The following is a 16393-nucleotide window of genomic DNA, read 5'->3' on the forward strand; positions in this document are numbered from 1 at the left end:
CCCGCGCCGCGCCACCGGTGGTGGCGCGTCACCCCCCTGGAAGGGGGGCGGCACCTGCAGGCCGGGAGACCCGGACCTGCGGTGCCCTTGGATTTGATTGGCTGGCATGGAGCCGTTTGTGGTGCTTGCCAGCCTTTGTTGTTTGAAGAGGTGTGCGTTTGGCAGTTGCCGGGCGACACCGGCTTTCAGTGAGATGTGTGATGAGTAAAGACCTGACCGAATTCCGTGTGACTGATGAGCCTTATTACCGTTCGGTGTCGGACGAGGTGGCTTTGTTTGAAGCGGCTTACTCGGTTCGGATGCCCATGATGCTCAAGGGCCCCACCGGCTGCGGCAAGACGCGCTTTGTCGAGTACATGGCCTGGAAGCTTCAGCGCCCGCTCATCACCGTGGCTTGTAACGAAGACATGACGGCTTCGGATCTGGTGGGTCGGTTTTTGCTCGATGCCGATGGCACGCGCTGGCAGGATGGCCCGCTGGCCATGGCCGCGCGTTATGGCGCCATTTGCTACCTGGACGAAGTGGTGGAAGCCCGTCAGGACACGACGGTGGTGATTCACCCGTTGACCGACACCCGTCGCCAGCTGCCGCTGGAGAAGAAGGGCGAGCTGGTGCAGGCACACCCGGATTTCCAGATTGTCATTTCCTACAACCCTGGCTACCAAAGCCTGATGAAGGACTTGAAGCAGTCGACCAAACAGCGTTTTGGCGCGCTGGATTTCGATTACCCGGAAGAGGGCATCGAGACGGAAATCGTGGCGCACGAGAGCGGCATCGGATCCGATGTGGCCAAGAAGCTGGTCGGCATTGCAGAGCGGTCCCGCAACCTCAAAGGCCATGGCCTGGATGAAGGCATCTCCACCCGCATGCTGATCCACGCGGGCAAGCTCATCGCCCAGGGCGTCGAAGCCACAGCGGCCAGCCGAGTGGCGCTGGTGCGCCCGATCACGGATGACCCTGACATGCGCGACGCGCTCGATGCTGCTGTCGGCACCTTCTTCTGAGTGACCGGTTGACGCAGAAAGGGCAGCGCCGGTGAACCTTCAGGACCTTGAGCAATGGACAGAGTCGCTGGCCGAGCGACCGCGTGAGCACCTGACGACCAATTGGTCCGAGGCCGCACGGGTGTTGTCGGCGCGGGGGTTGGACAACTACGCGAAAGGTGCTTCGGCCTTGCAAGGGCTGGGCAAGGGCGACGCGGTTGTGCTCGCGTGGATCGATGCGGTTCCTCAGGTGGCGCGTGAGGTCGGTGAAGATGTGGTGGGCGACCTGGCCACGGCTACCCTGGGCTTTGCATCCCGGACGTCGGGCGCTGTGATCGAGCTGGTGTTGGCCACTGCGCCGACCGCAGCACGCCGGTTGGCCGATGGTGAGCTGCTTTTGCAATACCTGCAGTTCCTCAATGGACTGCTGGCGCAGGCGCCTCGTGGCTTGCGCCCCATGCTCGGGCAACTCGACACCTTGTTCGGGCAACTCACGCTGGGTGGATTGCGCCGTTGGGCGAACTGGGGTGCCCATGCGCACCGCACCAACTACGAAGCGCAAATCGAGTACTTCGGCCTGGCCTCGAAAGAGTCGCTGGCCATGCTCCAGAAGGAACGCAAGGGGACGCTGCTGGTGGACGTTCAGCGGCGCATCAACATGTACTTGCGCGCGCTCTGGGGACGCGACTTCTTCATGCGCCCCACGGCAGGTGATTTCGAAAACCGCGAGGGTCTGCGGCCTTTCATTGAAGACTGGCTGATCCACCTCCCCGACGCCGTGGATGCGGTTCAGGGCCACGAGGGCCTGGTCGATGGTTTGACCCTGTACCGGGCCAGCGCTGCTCACGCCGCAGCCCACATGGTCCACACCCATCAGCCTATGTCTGCCGAGGGCATGACACCCTGGCAGATGGCGGTGATTGGTGTGATCGAAGACGCTCGGGTGGAAGCGTTGGCCATGGACAAGTTTCCCGGCCTGCGCAAGCTCTGGGGCGACATGCACCTGACCACGCCAGACGCGTCGGCATCGGCCGGCGACTGGCTCAACCGGCTCGCTCGTGCGCTGGTGGATGAGGCATATCAGGACGATCACCCCTGGATTGCTGAAGCCCGCATGCGTTGGGCAGAAGTCTTGCCCACGGTTTTGGCCAACCCCGAGGACAACACAGCCTCCTGGGATGTGGGTGTGGCGCTGGCACACAGGTACCGGGACGCCGTGAAGGGGCCTGACTTCCACCCACGAACCGATGTGTTGGCAGCGCCCTACCGGGATGACAACCGCTACATCTGGGCTTTTGACGGCTTTGATGCCGAGCGCGCCGCCTCGGCAGGTTACGAACCGCAGCGCCAGGTGCGCAAGCATGTGAACCTGATGGAGTTCGCCAACGAGATCGATGTGGAGACCGCTGGTGACGACGCGCAGGAAATCTGGGTGCTGGGCACAGAGCTGTTTCCGTACGAAGACATGGGTGTCTCCTTCAACGACAGCGAAGGCAAGGCGCCCATGGCCGAGCCGGTGCATTACCCCGAGTGGGATCACCAGATCCAGCTCGAGCGCCCCGCCTGGGCCACGGTGCAGGAACGCCGACCAACGCTGGGCGAGCCAGAGACGATTGATGCCGTCATTGATGAGCACCGCCCCTTGGTCAGTCGCATCAAGTTCTTGCTGGACGCCATGCAACCACAAGGCGTGCAGCGCATTCGCAAGCTGGAAGACGGTGACGAGGTCGATCTCAACGCTGCCTTGCAGGCCATGGTGGATGTGCGCATGAAGCGACAGCCCGACCCTCGCATCATGATGCGCAGCGTGCGCAAGACCCGGGACATATCCGTGCTCGTGCTGCTGGACCTGTCTGAATCCACCAACGACGAGGTCACTGGCCCCCACGCTCCGCCGCTTCGCGGGTCGCTGCCCCCCGAGGGGGCTGACTCGGTCTTGGGGCGGCCCGGCGACCGAGTCGAACCTGTGCCTCGGCAGACGGTCCTGGATTTGACGCGTTCAGCTTGCGCGCTGCTGGCCGACGCCATGCACAAGGTGGGCGATCCGTTCGCCATCCACGGCTTCTGCTCGGATGGGCGGCAGGAAGTGAACTACTGGCGTTTCAAGGATTTCAATCAGCCGTACAGTGACCTCGCTAAGGCGCGCATGGCGGGCATGGAGGGCAAGCTGTCGACCCGCATGGGGGCAGCGATTCGTCACGCCACGGCGTTGCTGGAGCAGCAAAAGAGCTCAAAGAAGCTGTTGATCGTCATCACTGACGGTGAGCCGGCCGACGTGGACGTGCGCGATCCGCAGTACTTGCGGCAGGATGCCAAAAAGGCGGTGGAGAACGCGACGCGCAGCGGCGTGAACAGCTTTTGCATGACGCTGGACCCCCGTGCAGACGCGTACGTCAGCCGCATTTTCGGCGCGCGCAACTACATGGTGGTTGACCGGGTGCAACGCCTGCCGGAGAAGCTGCCCTTGCTGTACGCCAGCCTGACGCGCTGACCCCTCCGTTGGCAGGTCTGCTCTCCTATTGAGACGCTTCAGGCAAGGCGGCTTCAGCTTCTGCGTCTTGATGGGCAGGAAGCCAGAACGTGACGGTAGTTCCTTTGCCAAAATCACTGTCGACCAAGACCTCGCCGCCGTGGATTTCGATGATTTCCTTGACGATGCTCATGCCCAGACCAGTGCCGGGAATGTGTCCGGAATCGTCGGCACGGAAGAAGCGTTCGAAGACGCGGGCCAGCTGCTCGGGCGTCATGCCCATGCCGTGGTCCCGTATCTGGATGCCGACGCGTGTCTCCTCATCACCGAGCATGCAAGCGATGTCGACGTCGCCTCCATCGGGGGAGTATTTGTAGGCGTTGGAGATGATGTTGAGCAAGGCCTGCTGCAATTTGCCCTTGTCTACGCGAATCGGCAGTGGCGACTCTGGCAGAGATAGCCTGGGCGAGTTGCGGCCGGGTGGCGGACTGTAGTCACCGGCCACCTGTGAAATCAACTCTTTGAGCTCGATGGACTCCAGCACAAAGTCCTTGCCCTGGCGGGCTTCGATGCGTGCCAGATCAAGCAGCTCGTCGATGATGGTGGACATGCGAGAGGCTTGCCTCGAAATGGTTTCCAGAAGATCTCTGCGCTTGTCCTCGCCAAACTTGCGCATGAGCAGCAGTTCGGAAAAGCCGAAGATACTGGCCATGGGTGTGCGCAACTCGTGCGCCGCTGTCGAGAGAAACTCGCTTTTCATCCGGTCGATCTCGGTCTCGCGCGTGACGTCGCGCACATAAAGTACTTGCGCCACTTCGCCACCTTCCGATAGCTGGATCGCAATGTCCAGGACCCTTGGTGGAGGACCGTTGAGGGAGAGGCGGGTACGGCCCACCGCCCCTGGTTTGGCATCGCCCAGTTTGCGCGCCTCGAGCTGTTCGCGCATGACCCGTATGCCTGGATATGTCTGAGGCGATTCGCAACGCGCGCGGATGAGGGCATCAAACGTATCCTCGCGCAGGCCTTCCACCTGTGCCCGGTTGAGGTCGGTCATGCGCAGAAATGCCTGGTTGACCGAAATCACCTTGCCGTTGCGATCGAATGACACAAGGCCGTCCGGGCTGATGGCGAAGACCGTGTCGAGTTCTTCGTTGCGATCATTGAGTTCCCTTGTCCGGTGTTCGACCAGTTCTTCCAGTGTTTGCTGGTAGCGGTCGAGTTCTTCCTCGACCGCTTTTCGGGCAGAGATGTCGCGTATGAGTGCGAAGACAAAGGTGCTGTTTCCCCATGCGGCCTTGCTCAGCGACACCTCGGCGGGGAAGCGCCAGCCGTCCTTGCGTTTGAGTTCGGTCTCGAAGACGTGGCCCTCTCCAGTGAGGGAGGAGATGATCTCCTTGACTTGCTCGGGGTCCTTGGCGCTTTCCCAATCGGTAACGTGCAGGCACTGCATTTCCTCGTAGGTGTATCCCAGCAGTTTGGCGATCGCCGGATTGGCCTCGAACACCGTTCCGTCCGGATTGACGATGACGACGCCGTCGCGTTCGGCCTCGAAGAGGGCGCGCCGCCGGGAGACTTCTGCTGCTGCCGCTTCCTGTGCCGCCTGTTGCGTCAGGTATTGCTCTTCAATGGTGTCCAGCATGCGGTTGAAGCCGCGAGCCACGGTGCCCAGTTCGTCAACCCGGTTGGTGGCCTTGACGCGCTTGTTTCGCCTGCCCTGTCTCACGGCGACCATGGTGTTGCCGATGTCCTGCAGTCGCTTGCTGAGATCTCGGCCCATCAAGCCGAACAGGACGCTGAGCAAGACCATGCCGACGGCCATGGCCGTGCCGACGGATGCCATCAGCATGGCTTTTGTCTGTGTGTAGGGCTCAATGGGGAACCCCAGACCCAGGGTGCCGACGTTTTGTCCGTCGGACGTGATCAGTGGTTCGAAGCCAATGGCATATTCCTGCCCACCGTGCATGATGGGCTCGTGCCACTGGCCATCCTGATGGCTGGCCGCTTCTGCTCCGGTGATGTCACTGCCAATACGCTCAATGTCCTCGCCTCGTGGACGACTGCTGGCGATCACTTTGTCTTCCACGAGGACGACGGCGATTCCGCCACTTGCCTGAGTGTCGGAGGTGTCGGCATAGAGTGCTCTTCGCAACCTTTGCAACATGGGGCTGTGGCCATTGATGAAGGTCACGCCGACCAGAGACAGCTTGCGCCCGTCTTTCTCTGTTGGCAACTGGACGCTGGTATGAAGCACCAGAGCTGGGGGGTGATAGCGGGTCCGCGGGCCCGTGTTCAGGGCCGCTTGCCAGCGTGCGGCCGTGCGGTTGCCCAGGGTCAGCAGGGTGGACTCGTCCAGCCGCGCCAGACCCGCTTCCGATATCTGGCTGGGATCCTTGTGCGTGAACAGCACGCGGGGTGCGAGCGCATCGGATGCCAGAAGGCTGTCCGAAGCCATGATGTGGCCATCGTCATCGATGACCAGCAAGGCGTCCAGGTTGCGTTCATTGGCCAGGCGTCGCAGCAGGGGGTGGAGGCGGCCCTTCGTGGCACCCGAATCAATGAGTGCGGTCAGTTCTTCGTTGTTTGCCGCCTGGCTGAGTTCGGAGGTGGCTTCCCACTTCATGCGGGCGACGAAGGTGTGGGCTGACGCAAGGTCCGAACGAAGGCTGGATTCGCGCATGTCGTCAATGCGCGCTTCGGCCACATGGTGCAGCACGATCAGGACCAGCGGCAGAACGACCAGAATGGGCGCCAGACTCAGCAGCGTCAAGCGGGTGCGCAGCGATTTGTACCAGGGGCGCTTGCGCTCCACCGGTGCATCTTCGAAAGTACTACTGAACAGTTCGCTTTCGGAGTAGAAGGAGGACTGAGGTTCTCTGTCTGCCATGAGCTTGCCTGGGATATTGCATGTCTCCCCATGGCCTTATCGGCAGCTGGCCGGCAAACTGCTGGGTTATTTGTGCCTGAGCAAGCTCATTGGCGCATGAAAAAGCCCCCATCAGGGGGCTTTGTCGTCGGCGAATCTGGGCTGCTACAAGTCCACGATCAGGCGTGCCGATCTGGCCCGGGAACAGCAGGGCATGAACTGGTCATGCTCCGCCTGCTCTTCGTCGGTGAGGTAGTGGTCGCGGTGGTCAACTTCACCCCCTTTGACGCCGGTAAGACATGTTCCGCAGACGCCTTGTTCGCAGGACATGGGGATGTCAAAGCCGGCATCGAGCATGGCTTGCAGGGCGGAGACGTCAGGTGCCACGGGGATGATCTGTCCTGTGCTGGCGATCTCGATTTCGAAGCTGCCGTCATCGGCTCGCGCTGTAGGGGCCGCGCCGAAGAACTCGTAGTGCACCCTTTCGCTCGCCCAGCCAGCGGATTTGGCCTGGTCGAGCACGGCATCCATGAATCCCTGCGGGCCGCACACGTAAAGGTGGGTCTCAGGTGAGGCAGCGGCGAGCACTTGCGCAATGTCGAGTTTTTGTTCGGCAGCGCCGTCATCGAAGTGATGGTGCACGCGATCGGCGAAGGCCGATTGCCTGAGCATTTCCACGAATGGCGTACGACTGGCACTGCGCGTGGCGTGGTGAAGGGTAAAGGACTTGCCTTGAGCCTGCAGCGTGAGCGCCATGGCCAGCAGCGGCGTGATGCCGATGCCGCCAGCGAGCAGCAGGTGATGGCCAGCGCTGCTGTCAATGGGGAAGTGGTTGCGTGGCTCACTGATGGAAACGACATCGCCGACGTTCAGTCGTTCGTGAACCCCGGCTGAGCCACCACGAGATGCCGCGTCGCGCAACACGCCCAGCACGTAGCGGTGCGTCTCGCCGGGTGTGTTGCACAGCGAGTACTGGCGCACGATGGTGCTGCCAGCGGCGGTGCCTGGCACGGCAATGTCAATGTGTGCACCTGCCTCGAAGGCGGGCAGGGCGCTGCCGTCGGCACGGACCAGCTCCAGCGTACAAATGTCCTGGGCTTCTGCCTGCTTGTGTGCGACCTTTACTTGCAAGGGCAAGTCAGGTTGGCTCATGCTGTGGTCTCCTGTTGTTGTGAGGCCGCCTGTTCTTGCGAGACCAGGCGGTCAATGATTCTTCTGGACTGCACGCCGCCGGCATCGATGTTGAGCTTGAGCAAGGCACGGGTGGGGTGTGCGCTCAGGTTCGCTTGCTGGCGTTCTAGCATTTCAAGGTCTTCGGCAAAGATCTTGCCCTGACCTTCCCGGATCTGGTCCGTCAATGTTGCGTCCTCTGGCTTGAACTTGCGCGCCATGCCCCAGAAATACCACATGCTGGTGTCCGTCTCCGGTGTGATGAAGTCGACCACAACGCTGTAAACCTTGTGTTCTGCGGGGGCTTCATAGCCGCCGTGACCGGCATGGGCGACGCCCGCTTCGATCATCACATGGCTGGGCGGCGTGAAGCGGCAAATCTGCCAGCGGTCCACCGGCACGTCGTCGGCCAGGCCTTTGGCCCGCAACGCCGCCTTCCAGAAAGGTGGCGCCGGAATGTCGCTCATGAACCGGCTGGTCACGACGGCGTCGCCCTCGACCGTGGTCCTGCACGGCGTCTCATCGATCTCGGGTTGTCCGATGCTGGTGGCGTGCACATAGGTCTCATGGGTGAGGTCCATGAGGTTGTCGACCATGAGCCGGTAGTCCGCTTTCACGTGGTAAAGGCCACCGCCGTAGGCCCATTCGGGGTTGTCGTGCCACTCCATCTCAGGAATGAGCGCCGGGTCTGCCTTGTCCTGATCGCCAGGCCACACCCAGATGAAGCCATAGCGTTCGACGGCTGCATAGGTGCCAATGGCTGGAAATCCCTTGACGCGTTGTCCAGGCATGGCGATGGTCTTTCCATCACAGCCCATCTCCAGGCCGTGATAGCCGCACACCAGCTTGCCGTCAGAGACGAAGCCCAGGGAGAGCGGGGCGCCACGGTGGGGGCAAAAGTCTTCCACGGCATGCACCTGTTGATCTTTGCCGCGGTAGAAGGCCATGCGCTGATTGCAGATGGTGCGACCCAATGGCTTGTCTTTGAGCTCGTCGCTGCTGGCGGCGACATACCAGGTATTGACGGGAAACATGGGGGATTCTCCTTCTTGGGCACGGATCGACCGTGAAAGTCATTCAGTATACGGAATGAAGGAATTCTACGTCACACAAGAGTGTTTGTGACTGGGGCTTACCCGGCGTCTTCTGGCGAGGCCAGGCCAACCAGCTTCTGAAGCAGCCCGAGCAGTTGCTGGCGTTCTGACGGGGTCAAGCTGCTCAGCAGTTGCTCGTACATAGGGTCCACGCGGGGCAGCATGGCGGCCAGCAGTGCCTGGCCCTCGCTGGTCAAGTGCAAGGAACGCTGCCGACGTGCCAGAAGCTCACGACGGATCCACCCTTTTTTTTCCATACGGGCGGCAATGTCCGCCGTGGTGGAGGTATCGAGTGCAACACGTTCAGCCAGTGTGACCTGGTCGATGCCTGGATCTTTGTCCAAAGCGCGCAGCAGTGCGTATTGCACTGGCGTGACGTCTCGCCCGTGGGTGTCGTGGAACACGGATACCGCTCGCTGGTGTGCGCGCCGAATCAGGTGGCCTGGCTCATGGAGCAGGTCCATGGGGTCTGAATGGGGCGAAGAGGTGGGCTCAGGCATGACAAGACTATACCGGCGCCAATCCGGCTTGCACCGCCCAAAAGTTGCGGGAATCTGAATGCGCGGGAATGTATACCACTTGAACTTTTGTGTTGCAATGCGACAAAAATGCAGGGCTCTACGTACGTCGTTCGGACCAAAATGTGACTTAATCCACGGCTAAATGGCGAGATTCGGCAGATTTCCCACGGTGAATGTTAAAGTTCGTTTCAGGAGTAGACACATTCGATCATGGACTCTTCAGCAGAAAATCCCTTGTCGGCGCCTGCCGATCGGTCCATCGCGACTGATGCCCCCATCGACGCAACTGGCGGAGCGATGGCGCCTTCCCCTGCCGTGGTTCAAGCCTTGCGGCGTGTGCTTCGACCACTTGTCAAGCTGATGCTGCAGAACGGGGTGACGATTCAATACCTCAATGAACTGCTCAAGCGGCTTTTTGTGGAAGTGGCGGACAAGGACTTCCGCCTGGACGAAAAGCCCTCGACCGACAGCCGCGTGAGTCTGCTCACCGGCGTTCACCGCAAAGATGTCAGCCGTATACGGTCTCTGTCTTCATCGGAGCAGGACGACGGCCCCAGCATTGTGCCGCTGGGAACGCAGGTGGTGTCCCGGTGGACAGCACAGCCCCGGTATCTCAATGATGACGGTTCGCCCAAGGCATTGCCGCGCATGGCCAGCGAGGGCGGAGAGGTTTCCTTTGAGGCATTGGTCTCGGGCATCAACAGTGATATCCGTTCGCGCGTTGTGCTCGACGAGCTGCTGCGACTGGGGGTGGTGTCGCTGACCGAGCAGGGTCGGGTCAAGCTCAACACTCATGCATTTGTGCCGTCAAAGGGCGCAGACGAGAAGGCCTTCTACCTGGGGCACAACCTGGGTGACCATGCCTGTGCGGCGGTACGCAACGTCATGGGCCAGGAAGCGCCCTTCATGGAGCGCAGCGTGCACTACAGCGGTTTGTCCGCCATGTCGATTCGCCAGCTGGGACAGATGGCAGAACACATGGGCATGAAGGCCTTGCTGTCGGTGAATCAGACGGCCATGGAGGCCGAAGCCTGTGACCGAAACGATCCAAGCGAACAGCCCGTGCATCGCATGACCATGGGCATCTATTTCTACAGCGAACGTGCGGAAGACGCCGACGCATCTGCCAGTGGCGATGAGGATCGGGCCTGAACATGAATCTGCATCGTCCCCGTCGTCTCATTCACGGCCTGCTGGCCATCGCTGCAGCCGCCTGGCTGGCAAGTTGCGCTGTCCTGCCAGATGACGCTGCGCAAGCAGTGCCAGTGAACGCTTGCGCGCAAGCGTCCCTGGTCAATCCCAATGCCCCCGTAGGTGTGGGCGGCACCGGTCAGGTGGCAAGTGCTTCGGGCATTGGCGGCACAGGCGCACCAGCTTCTCCCGTGGGTGTGGGCGGTACAGGTCAGGTGGCGAGTGCTTCGGGCATTGGTGGCACAGGCGCACCAGCTTCTCCCGTGGGTGTGGGCGGTACAGGTCAGGTGGCGAGTGCTTCGGGCATTGGTGGCACAGGTGCACCAGCTTCTCCCGTGGGTGTGGGCGGCACAGGCCAGGTGGCGAGTGCCTCGGGCATTGGCGGCACAGGCGCACCAGCTTCTCCCGTGGGTGTGGGCGGTACAGGTCAGGTGGCAAGTGCTTCTTCGGGCATTGGCGGCACAGGCGCTCCGGCCATGCCGGGAGGTGTCGGTGGAACCGGCCAGGTGGCTGACGCTTCCGGTGTCGGCGGCACTGGCGTGGTCGGTGTGGTCACCGGTTTTGCCAGTATCTGTGTCAATGGTGTGGAAGTGGAGTACGCCGCTCAAACGCCGGTCACCCGCTCAGGCCGCGACGCCGGCATGGCTGCGCTGCAGGTAGGTCAGGTGGTGGTGCTCAATGCACGCCCTGATGACAAGGGTGTGCTGCATGCTGTCCATATCGACGTTCAGGATGCCATGGTCGGGCCGGTGACTTTCGTCTCGGAAGATGGCCGGCAGCTTGGGGTCATGGGCGAGACCGTCCAGGTGCTCGAACAGGTAGACCTTGAAGATGTGAGCGTTGGCAGCTGGGTTCGTGTCAGTGGTCACCGCCGAGGCGATGGCGTGGTCGTGGCAACCAGAGTCCAGCGAACGGAAGCGGCTCAGGCGCAGGTCAAGGGTCAGGCGTTCCGTGATGCGTTGGGTCACTACCTGATTGGCGGCACCGTCGTGAAGCCTGACCGTTCGCTTGAGGCTGCATGGCCAGCCAACGGCCGTGAGATCTGGGTCAGCGGCAACTGGGCTGAAGATGGAACGATCCATGTGGCTGGCCACAGGCTGGATCCGACGGTGGCTGCGCTGGGCGACGCAGAAGAAGTCATCTTCGAGGGCTTTGTCGGGGGCAATGATGGTGGGGTCCTGCACCTGGGCTATGCGGACGTGGACGCCTCCGGCTTGCCCAAGTCTGCTGCGGCGCCTGCCTTGGGTGAACGGGTGCTGGTGCGTGCTCGCTTGACCAAGGAGCGGACCTTCGCCGCACAGCGGGTTGAGTCCCGGCCCCAGTTGAGTCGCTCGGCTGCAGTGAGGGCCGCGGCCAGCACGACAACGTCTTCGGCAAGCCAGAGCGAGTCACCTGCCAGCAGCGCAGTGAATGCGAACGGCGCCGGCAAATCGGGAGGCGCGGGCAGCAACAGTGCAGGCGGTGACGGCCGTGGCAATTCGGGCAACAGCAACGCCGGTGGCAATGGAAACGGCAACGGCAATTCGGGCAACAGCAACGCCGGTGGCAATGGAAACGGCAACGGCAATTCGGGCAACAGCAACGCCGGTGGCAATGGAAACGGCAACGGCAACTCGGGCAACAGCAACGCCGGTGGCAATGGAAACGGCAACGGCAACTCGGGCAACAGCAACGCTGGCGGCAATGGAAACGGCAACGGCAACTCGGGCAACAGCAACGCAGGCGGCAATGGCCGTGGCAACAGCCGCTGACCTCAAGGCGTCCATGGCGCGATGATCAGTTTGGTCGTGGCGCCCGCCTGCGCTCTACTTGCCACCAGTGAGGCAGCAGCGCAGCAGCGGGCGACTTGCCATACCGGTCATCGAGCAACCAGACACAGCCAGTATCCGACTCATCTCTGATCACCCTCCCTGCCGCCTGCACCACTTTCTGCAGGCCCGGATAGAGGTAGGCATAGGCGTAGCCCTGCCCAGGGCCAAACAGTTGGTCGAGTTGATGTTTCACCCGCTCATTCCCGGCATTGACCTGTGGCATTCCCAGGGTGGCGATGAAGGCGCCGATCAGGCGCTTGCCGGGCAAGTCGATTCCTTCTGCAAACGCACCACCGAGGACGACCATGCCAACGCCTTGGCTGTGGTCGGTGAAGCGATCCAGAAACGCCTGGCGCTCCGGCTCGGTCATGCCCCGTGTCTGGTGCCACACGGGCACAGATGGGTGACACCTGGAAAGGGCATCGTGGGCCTGCTCCAGGTAGTCAAAGCTGCTGAAAAACGCCAGGTAGTTGCCCGGTTGTTCGGCGTACTGGGCTGCAATGGTGGACACCAGTGATGGCAGGGATTGTTGGCGGTCTGCCCACCGGGTGGAAATGTCGGTGGTGCAAAAGACTTTCAGCTGATCGGACGTGAAAGGCGAGGGCACGCTGATGCGGGCGTGTGGGTCAGGCAGCGACCACATCGCCGCGCCATAGTCCATGGGCGTCAACGTGGCGGAGAACAGCGTGGCACTGTGCACCGCCTTCCATGCGGCTTCCAGATGAGGGCCAGGCACCACGTTGCGAATGCCGACAATGGGGCGATCAATGCCACGGCGCCGGGCGGACCCGGGCCCTGATCCTGACCCCAAGAAGGCGGGTGGGCGTTCGACCTCGACCAGGGAGTGCGTGTCGAAGCGTTCGCACAAATCCAGAAAGTGCAGAGTGGCGAAGTGCCAGTCCTGCAAGGCGGCAGGTATCGCTTCAGCACTGTGATGGCCCATCCAGTCGGCAAAGTCCTGCACCTGCAATCCGAGGGCGTGCACCAGCTCTCCGGGCGGCTCGGATATGGGTTGCCCCCCGGTACCTCGCCAGGCCTTGGCAAAGGCATTCCAGCCTTTCTGGGTGCGCGCCAATGCCTTCTCAAGCGCTGGAGGCGCTTCATGGCGGGCCGCCTGCAGCGCGCCCGGGTGGAGTTGGGCGCTGTACATGCTGCGGGCCCTGTCCGTCAGGTTGTGGGCTTCATCGACGAGCAGGCTCACACGCCATTCTTCGCCCTGCGTCGCGGCCAGCCAATACGCGCCGAGGTCGAAAAAATGGTTGTAGTCACCAACGGCTACGTCGCTCCAGTGCAGCATCTCCTGCCCGAGGTAGTACGGACAAATGTCGTGTGCGAGAGCCACTTCGCGCAATCCGCTCTGGTCGCACAGTGGGTGCGCCACGGCTTCGGATCGTGCTGCCGGCAAGCGGTCGTAAAAGCCTTTGGCCAGTGGGCAGGAGTCACCATGGCATTGCTTGTCGGGGTGCTCGCATGCCTTCTCGCGGGCGATGCGTTCCACCACCCGAAGTCGGGGTGCCTGGTCGGCATGCGCGTCGGCAGTGAGGCGGCTCAGCGCGTCCAGAGCCAACTGCCGGCCAGTGGTGCGGGCCGTCAGATAGAAAACCCGGTCCAGCGACTGGCGCGGCATCTGGCGCAAGGCAGCAAACAGCGTGGCCGCCGTTTTGCCGATGCCGGTGGGTGCCTGGGCCATCAGAATGCGCCCTGCGCCGTGAGCCTTGTAGATGGCTTCGGCCAGATCGCGCTGACCAGGTCGGAAGGCTGGAAACGGGAAGGGGAGGTCCTTCAGCCAGAGATCTCGTCGGGTTCGGTGAGCCTGCTCTTGTTCCGCCCAATGCAGGTAGCGCCAGCACAGCGTTTCAAAAAGGCTTCGCAGGTCCTCGGCGTCACAGGTCTGGACCAAGGGGGTTTCCACGCCCGTGTCGACGTTGAAGTAGATGATGGCCACGTCCAGGTGCGAGAGGCCGAGCTGTTCACACAGCATCCAGCCATAGACCTTGGCTTGCGCCCAGTGCAGCGCCGTCTTGTTGTGAGAAATGTCGGCGGCATCACCGCGGTGGGTCTTGATTTCCTCCAGCCGCATGGCCTTGGTGTCAAAGCCGTCGGCCCGGCCGTGTACCCGAAGCTGCTGCCAGCGTGAGGCCAGTACCAGTTCGCGCTGATAACCGTCACCTCTTGAACCGGTGACCTGCCCGTGCCCGGCGATGCCTTCCACGCCTGTAGGAGAAGGTGTGAAACGCAGGTCCAGATCACCGGTACGGGCTGCAAAGTCGCACAGCTTTCGAACGGGCACATCCAGCAGTGCCGCCTCTTCGTCAGCAAGAGCGGGCAACAGGCTGGAGGGCTGCGTGGTTCCGGTAGGCGCGGGCTGGTCGGTCACTGTGGATGGATCTCTGGAGTTCCGATGGTACTGGATATATAGTCAGGTATGTCCGATGATTCGCTTCCCGTGCTCAACCGCCGTCACCACCAGCGCCTGCGCGAAATGTACCGCTCTTCAGGCTGGCCTTGCCATGATGTGCTGGAGGTGGAGTTGCTGGCCTCGGGCATGCTGTCACGCCATTTCGATGAGCTGGGCAGAGAGCATTTGCGAGTGACAGATGCCGGTATTGCATTGCTGGCGAAGGTGTTTGCTGGCAACCGTGCTGCCCGCAGCGCGCACGAAACCCTGGTCGAGCAAGTGGCCCATGCCATGATGGCCGAAGGTCGGCTGGCGTGGCGGGGCCTGATGTTGCGCGTGCCCTTGCCGCTGAGTCTGTTTGAAGATGAAGCCGATGCGGCACAAGCGGCAACAAGCATGGCTCAGTCCATGCCGCTGGCGCACAGCGAAGACGCCATGCTGGAGCCGCCGCCCAAGTTGCCAGGCCAGGTGTGGGTGATGGCCGCGCCTGACGTTTTTTCAGTGAGGAGAACCTCGGTGGAGGCCTACCTGGAGCCGGTGGTGCACGAGATCAAGGTCAGTCGGGCGGACCTGATGGGCGACCTGAAGAAGCCAGCCAAGCGGGCCGCGTACCTCGCCATGGCCGGGGCATGCTGGTATGTGATCGGCTGCAATGCCAAGGGCAAGCCCATCGCCACCGTGGACGAAATCCCCTCCGAGTGTGGGGTCAAACTGTTCGCCGACGGGCGGATTCAGGTGCTGCGCGAGGCCCCGCGCAGAGGGGTGGAGGCGCTGCCTTTTTCCACCTGGATGGCCTTGGCCAAATCCACACCGGAAGCCCGGCCAGACAAGCAGCAACAAGCTTTCTGAGCCGCGCTCGCCGCCAGTTCGACCGTCCTTTCGCAGGCGAGCGTTGCTGAGCCTTATGCGACTCTCTCTCGGGGTTTACCCCGCCTTGTCAGTTCCACTGTGCAGCATATAGTCTCGAAAAATGGTTCAGAAGAGGCGGCTTTTTGACTGCCTCAACCTTTGAGAGAGAAAGCAGTTCACAGTGGAAACCTTCCTGCAGCAGGTGCTCAATGGCCTGACACTTGGCGGTGTATACAGCCTAGTGGCCTTGGGCTTGACGCTCGTCTACGGCATTCTTCATGTGCCGAATTTCGCCCACGGGGCGTTGTACATGGTGGGGGCATTCATGTCCTACACCTTCATGACCAAGCTTGGTCTCAACTACTGGCTGGCCATGCTCGGCTCGGCCGCGGTGGTCGCGGTGCTGGCAGCGCTGGCCGAACGGCTGGTGTTCCATCCGCTGCGCAATGAGTCGGGCCTGCATCCGATGATTGCGGCCATCGGCCTGCTGCTGTTTCTGGAAGCGGGTGCCCAAGCCATCTGGGGTGCCGACTTCCTGCGCATGCCGACGCCCTACACCGGCATCGTGGAGTTCGCAGGCTTGACGGCGCCGGTGCAGCGCCTGCTGATCATCGTGGCGGCGTTTGCCCTGATGCTGGCCTTGCACCTGTTCCTGACGCGAACGGTCATGGGTTCAACCATCATCGCCATGGCGCAGAACCGCGAAGGTGCCTCGCTGGTCGGTATCGACGCCAACCGCGTGGCCATGCTGACCTTTGCCGTCTCGGGGGTGCTGGCGGCTTTTGCAGCGACGCTGTACGCGCCGATCAACCTGGTCTACCCGGCGATGGGACACCTGGTGATCACCAAGGCTTTTGTCATCATCATCCTGGGTGGCATGGGCAGTGTGCCTGGCGCCATTCTGGGCGGCATCATCATTGGCTTTGCCGAGTCGCTTGGTGGCTTCTATGTCTCGGACCACTACAAGGACATCATCGCTTTCGTGGCGCTGGTGGTGATCTTGTCGTTCCGTCCTGAAGGCATCTTCAAGGGAGGCCACTGAT

At 62.0% G+C, this 16393-nt stretch carries 11 protein-coding genes; 6 read left to right on the plus strand and 5 right to left on the minus strand.

The genetic code is table 11. From position 1 onward, the window contains the following. Window positions 1–200: 200 nt before the first annotated feature. Together ABWV89_RS00685 and ABWV89_RS00690 are read left to right on the plus strand one after the other, a co-directional pair. Entirely contained in the window at window positions 201–1004 is an 804-nt protein-coding gene (locus tag ABWV89_RS00685) for a CbbQ/NirQ/NorQ/GpvN family protein (RefSeq protein ID WP_353393237.1), read from the plus strand. A 31-nt stretch (window positions 1005–1035) separates the two neighbouring features. Then, on the plus strand, window positions 1036–3474 hold the full coding sequence (locus ABWV89_RS00690; RefSeq protein WP_353393239.1) for a nitric oxide reductase activation protein NorD: 2439 nt from the start codon (window positions 1036–1038) through the stop codon (window positions 3472–3474). A gap of 25 nt (window positions 3475–3499) precedes the next feature. Here the strand turns inward: ABWV89_RS00690 and ABWV89_RS00695 are convergent, their stop codons facing one another. The 4 genes from ABWV89_RS00695 to ABWV89_RS00710 form a co-directional block, all read right to left on the minus strand. Continuing rightward, a complete protein-coding gene (locus ABWV89_RS00695; protein WP_353393240.1) occupies window positions 3500–6337 on the minus strand; it encodes a PAS domain S-box protein in 2838 nt (945 codons plus the stop codon). A gap of 144 nt (window positions 6338–6481) precedes the next feature. After that, on the minus strand, window positions 6482–7468 hold the full coding sequence (locus tag ABWV89_RS00700) for a PDR/VanB family oxidoreductase (RefSeq protein ID WP_353393242.1): 987 nt from the start codon (window positions 7466–7468) through the stop codon (window positions 6482–6484). Next, a complete protein-coding gene (locus ABWV89_RS00705; RefSeq protein WP_353393244.1) occupies window positions 7465–8520 on the minus strand; it encodes a Rieske 2Fe-2S domain-containing protein in 1056 nt (351 codons plus the stop codon). The genes ABWV89_RS00700 and ABWV89_RS00705 overlap by 4 nt, the downstream gene beginning before the upstream one ends. A 98-nt stretch (window positions 8521–8618) precedes the next feature. After that, window positions 8619–9080 (minus strand): MarR family winged helix-turn-helix transcriptional regulator, encoded by a 462-nt coding sequence (locus ABWV89_RS00710; protein ID WP_353393246.1) that lies wholly within the window; start codon window positions 9078–9080, stop codon window positions 8619–8621. 231 nt (window positions 9081–9311) lie between these two features. On the opposite strand from ABWV89_RS00710, the gene ABWV89_RS00715 reads away from it, so the two are divergent. Continuing rightward, entirely contained in the window at window positions 9312–10253 is a 942-nt protein-coding gene (locus tag ABWV89_RS00715) for a DUF6502 family protein (protein WP_353393248.1), read from the plus strand. Between the two features lie 2 nt (window positions 10254–10255). Next, window positions 10256–12043, plus strand: a complete 1788-nt coding sequence (locus ABWV89_RS00720; protein WP_353393250.1) for a DUF5666 domain-containing protein — start codon at window positions 10256–10258, stop codon at window positions 12041–12043. Window positions 12044–12068: 25 nt separating this feature from the next. On the opposite strand, the gene ABWV89_RS00725 is transcribed toward ABWV89_RS00720, so the two are convergent. Further along, on the minus strand, window positions 12069–14480 hold the full coding sequence (locus ABWV89_RS00725; RefSeq protein WP_353393251.1) for an ATP-dependent DNA helicase: 2412 nt from the start codon (window positions 14478–14480) through the stop codon (window positions 12069–12071). A 48-nt stretch (window positions 14481–14528) separates the two neighbouring features. Here ABWV89_RS00725 and ABWV89_RS00730 point away from each other — a divergent pair, with 48 nt between their 5' ends. Beyond that, the gene (locus ABWV89_RS00730) at window positions 14529–15350 is read left to right on the plus strand and encodes a hypothetical protein (RefSeq protein ID WP_353393253.1); all 822 of its coding nucleotides are present in this window, start codon (window positions 14529–14531) and stop codon (window positions 15348–15350) included. A gap of 181 nt (window positions 15351–15531) precedes the next feature. After that, a complete protein-coding gene (locus ABWV89_RS00735) occupies window positions 15532–16392 on the plus strand; it encodes a branched-chain amino acid ABC transporter permease (protein ID WP_353393255.1) in 861 nt (286 codons plus the stop codon). Window position 16393 lies beyond the last annotated feature (1 nt).

This window comes from Hydrogenophaga sp. 5NK40-0174, assembly GCF_040372165.1.
GTDB lineage: Bacteria > Pseudomonadota > Gammaproteobacteria > Burkholderiales > Burkholderiaceae_C > Hydrogenophaga.